Source organism: Chlorobium sp. KB01, assembly GCF_001975465.1.
Classification (GTDB): domain Bacteria; phylum Bacteroidota; class Chlorobiia; order Chlorobiales; family Chlorobiaceae; genus Chlorobium.
The window spans coordinates 1-4,334 of the sequence record NZ_MPJE01000074.1 but is presented as its reverse complement, the minus strand read 5'-3'; the positions used below and the strand labels follow the sequence as shown (position 1 = coordinate 4,334).

General features: G+C 47.0%; 3 protein-coding genes. 1 reads left to right on the top strand and 2 read right to left on the bottom strand.

Annotation, left to right across the window (positions count from 1 at the left end):
- Window positions 1-12: 12 nt before the first annotated feature.
- Window positions 13-1,182, top strand: a complete 1,170-nt coding sequence (locus tag BOO20_RS08180; protein ID WP_076791960.1) for an IS4 family transposase — start codon at window positions 13-15, stop codon at window positions 1,180-1,182.
- Between the two features lie 7 nt (window positions 1,183-1,189).
- On the opposite strand, the gene BOO20_RS08175 is transcribed toward BOO20_RS08180, so the two are convergent.
- Both BOO20_RS08175 and BOO20_RS08170 read right to left on the bottom strand, forming a co-directional pair.
- Window positions 1,190-2,608, bottom strand: a complete 1,419-nt coding sequence (locus BOO20_RS08175) for an APC family permease (RefSeq protein WP_233120929.1) — start codon at window positions 2,606-2,608, stop codon at window positions 1,190-1,192.
- Window positions 2,609-2,807: 199 nt separating this feature from the next.
- Complete coding sequence (locus BOO20_RS08170; RefSeq protein ID WP_076791959.1) at window positions 2,808-4,145, bottom strand: sigma-54 dependent transcriptional regulator; 1,338 nt, start codon at window positions 4,143-4,145, stop codon at window positions 2,808-2,810.
- Window positions 4,146-4,334 lie beyond the last annotated feature (189 nt).

Sequence of the window (4,334 nt, the reverse complement as noted above, 5' to 3'; positions counted from 1 at the left end):
AAGAAATGATCGATGTATACAGGAAAAACTATCTTTGCTCAACTGCTTGAACATCTGCCGCTTCATCAATTTCGCCTGTGTGTCAAGCGGTACAACGGCAATTACAAGGTTCAATCATTCAGTTGTCTTGATCAATATCTCTGCCTGTTCTTTGCACAACTGACCTATCGGGAAAGTCTTCGTGACATCACGACATGTCTGCTCGGCATGCAGAATAAACTGTATCATATGGGCATCCGTGGCAAAATCGCCCGAAGCACACTGGCCTACGCCAACGAAACACGGGACTGGCGGATTTATCAGGACTTTGCCCATGTCTTGATTAATCATGCCAGAGAACTCTACAGCAAAGATACCTTTGGTGTCAGTCTGCAAGAAACGGTGTACGCACTGGATTCCACTACAATCGATCTCTGTCTTGCGCTGTTTCCATGGGCAAAGTTCAGAACATACAAGGGTGCGGTTAAAATGCACACTTTGCTTGATTTACGAGGTAACATTCCGTCCTTTGTCGCCATTACCGATGGCAAGGTTCATGATGTCAATATGCTTGATGTGCTCATCATTGAACCGGGTTCTTTCTACATCATGGACCGAGGTTACATCGATTTTGAACGACTGTATTTCATGCATCAAGCCCAAGGATTCTTTGTCATAAGAGCGAAATCAAATTTAAGTTTTAAACGACGATACTCTCATCCTGTTGATAAATCTACCGGTGTTCGTTGTGATCAAACCATCATGCTTGTGACTGTCAAATCCGCAAAAGAATACCCTGATAAAATGAGACGCATCAAGTATGTCGATCAGCAAACCGGTAAGTCGTATGTGTTCTTGACCAACAATTTCGAACTTGCTCCCAAAGTGATTGCAGACCTCTACAAAAGTCGATGGCAGATCGAACTGTTCTTCAAATGGATCAAACAACATTTACGAATTAAAGCATTTTATGGTACTTCCGAAAATGCTGTAAAAACACAAATCTGGACAGCAATATCGGCTTATGTGCTTATCGCATTAGTGAAAAAGCGCATGAATTTGGATATAACGCTTTACACTTTCCTACAAATTTTGAGCGTCAGTGTTTTCGAGAAAGTCGATATAAAACAATTAGTTACGAATTCGGCTTGCACAAACGAGATCACCTATACCTGTAACCAGTTAAATTTATTTGAGTTATAACCGGACACTAGTGATTCTTGATATAAAACGAACCCAAAACCAGAATACCGGTAATCAGAATGGTCACCCATCCCCCCTCATTGAACTTGAGGATCAGAACCGAAATTAAAATAAATGTTGTCAGGGTCAATCCAACACCATTAATCAACAGTTTCTGCAGCCACCGCTTTTCTGAATCTCTTTTCTCCCACCAGTGCCTGACCATACCGAGCTGGGAGAGCGTAAAGGTTATAAACACATTGATACTATAAAGAACGATCAGAAAATCAACTGAGCCATTCGATGCGAGCATCATGACAAGTGAAGCAAAACCCATCACCAGAATCCCTTTTTCAGTCACCAGCCGGTCACTCAGCATGGCAAAGCGTGTCGGCAGCCACTTGTCAAGCGCCATATTTGCCAATACCCTCGGGCCGTCAAGAAAGCCGGTCTGCGCCGCAATAAAGAGCAGAACCGCTTCTGAAAAGAGGGTAACCCAGACAAAGCCCACACCATAAAAGCCACCCCATGACGCCGTAATACCTTCAAACAGAATGGCATTCATGGTCTTGCCCGGAGTGTCGCGGACATCAAACAAAATGTATGCAAGCATCAACCCCATGACGGTCACGGAAAGAGAGATCGCCATATACTTCATGGTTTTTTTTGCCGTCTCAACCTTCGGCTCCCTGAGAACAGGCAGTCCGTTGCTGACCGCTTCAATACCGGTAAAGGTACCGGCGCCGAGGCTATAGGCTTTCAGAACCAGAAAGAGCACTCCGAATACGCCAAGGGTATTGAATGAACTGGCAAGCTCGCGACCGGTCTCGTGATAGACCGCGCCGAAGTTCCCCGCGTGGGAGAAGACTGCATAGACTATAACAATGAGGTGTGTAGCCACAAAGAGTAGAAAAACGGGGACAAGCGGCATAACCGCCTCCTTGATTCCCCGAAGGTTCAAAACAAGCAGTATTGAGACTCCGAATACGGCAAACCAGAGTTTATAACCGATCAGCGTAATGGGAAGAAAGCTGAAAATGGCATCCGCACCGCTTGCAATCGAGATGGTAATGGTGAGGATGTAATCGATAAGCAGAGCGCTGCCTGAAATAACTCCCATCTCAGGTGAAAGGAGTTTGCTGGCAACAAGATAACCGCCGCCACCATGAGGAAAGAGTTCGATGATATGGGAATAACTTGATGCGATAATCAGAATCGTAATTCCGGTTCCCAAAGCCACAAAAATGCCAAGTGTAGGGTGTCCCTGAAGAGCCTTGAATGCTTCAGCGGGACCATAGCAGGATGAGGAGAGCCCATCTGAACCGAGTCCCACCCATGCAAGAAATGCGGAGAGTGCGAGCTGATGAAAAATCTTGTGATCACGAAAATCTCTTGCCCCGCCGAGAAAAAATGTTTTAACCTGCCTGACTGCCTTGTTGATAGCCATAATGAGAATAAAATATTAGGCCGGGGATATGATGGGATGCTCTGCACAAACGTTATCATAATCCAGCCAAAAACCGGAACACCGTGGCGGAAACCCGCCTTCAACTGAAAAACATAACGAATGGGTGCAGAAGAACATCTTGCAGAAAACAAGGGTATGGCAGAAAAAGTATTGAATTTTGCAAGGCGGTGTTTCGGAATCAGATACCGTATTGCTTCCTTTTTCTCCAGAGCGTTGCCTGGTCGATGCCAAGAATATCGGCAGCTTCCTGAAGCGATTTTGATGAGGCGAGAATCCTGCGGATATGGGTTTCTTCAATCGAGTCAAGGGTTATGGGATCACCAAGGCTTACCGGATGCGTTTTGGCGACAATGGAGTCCGGAAGCAGTTCAATGCCGATCTGACCGTTTTTTCCAAGAATCACAGCACGCTCTATCACATTGCGCAACTCCCGGATATTGCCCGGCCACGAATACAGCCGCAGTGAAATGCGTGCCTCTTCGGTCAATCCATCAAGATTTTTCAGATTCCGGGCAGCAAAGAATTGCAGCATATTCAGGGCGAGGTGCTCTACATCATCCGGGCGGCCTGCAAGAGGCGGCAGACCGATCTGGATGCCGTTAAGCCGGTAGAAGAGGTCTTCACGGAACTCCCCTTCTCTGACTGCAAGATCAAGATTGGTGCTTGTTGCAGCAATAATTCGAACATCGGCCTTGCGGGTGTGATGATCTCCGATCTGCTCATATTCACGATCCTGGATGAAGCGGAGAAGCTTTGGCTGAATGGAGAGCGGAAGATCACCAATCTCATCAAGAAAGAGCGTACCACCCTCGCAGAAGGTTATTCTGCCGGGTTTATCCGCCAAGGCGCCAGGAAAGGATCCTTTAAGATGGCCGAAAAGCTCGCTTTCGATCAGTTCCGGACTTAACGATGGGCAGGATACAACCCCGAATGGCTGCTCCTTTCTCTGGCTCCAGTTGTGTATGGAACGGGCGAGAACCGTTTTGCCTGTACCGCTTGGCCCCCGCAACAGAACAAGTGCATCGGACGATGCAACCTGACGGGCAAGCTCAATGGCACGCTGCATCGCAGGGTACCTTGAGGTGAAATAGAGCTCCGGATGCATACGGTTCAAATCCTCCTGAAGAGAGGAGATGCGCCTCTCCATCGCACATACCTCGGCAAGACGTGCGGTAATCGATTCAAGCTGGTCGGGGGTGAACGGCTTGGCAAGATAGTCAGAGGCACCGCGCTTCATTGCCTCAACTGCCGTCTCTATTGAGGCATAGGCCGTGATGATGACAATTTTTATCCATGGACAGGCATTCAAAAGTGAGCGCTCGAGATCAAGACCGCTTTCCGTACCTAAACGGATATCAACAAAGGCAAGATCAAAAACCTGCTGTTCAGCTTCCGCACATGCATCCCGTGAATTGCTGACTGCCTTTACACGATGGCCTCGTGATTCCATGAAAACCGTCAGTGTTTTCCGGATATTGGCTTCATCATCGACAATCAGGACATTAAGCGATTGCATGTAAATGCTGATAGGATTTATCTATGCGTGACACCTTTCAAGTATAAATAAATATTGACGGATTTCGCTACCCGCTCTGGAACAGTTTTATCAGATCGGTTGATAATGGCGGTTCCTGCTACCATGGATCATATCAATTGCAAAAGGATTTCATCACCGGGAAATGCATCTTTAAGCGACTGGATCAAC

Coding starts and splice junctions, on each gene's coding strand:
- BOO20_RS08170 (WP_076791959.1), bottom strand. CDS start 4,145: ATGCAATCGCTTAATGTCCTGATTGTCGATGATGAAGCCAATATCCGG.
- BOO20_RS08180 (WP_076791960.1), top strand. CDS start 13: ATGTATACAGGAAAAACTATCTTTGCTCAACTGCTTGAACATCTGCCG.
- BOO20_RS08175 (WP_233120929.1), bottom strand. CDS start 2,608: ATGGCTATCAACAAGGCAGTCAGGCAGGTTAAAACATTTTTTCTCGGC.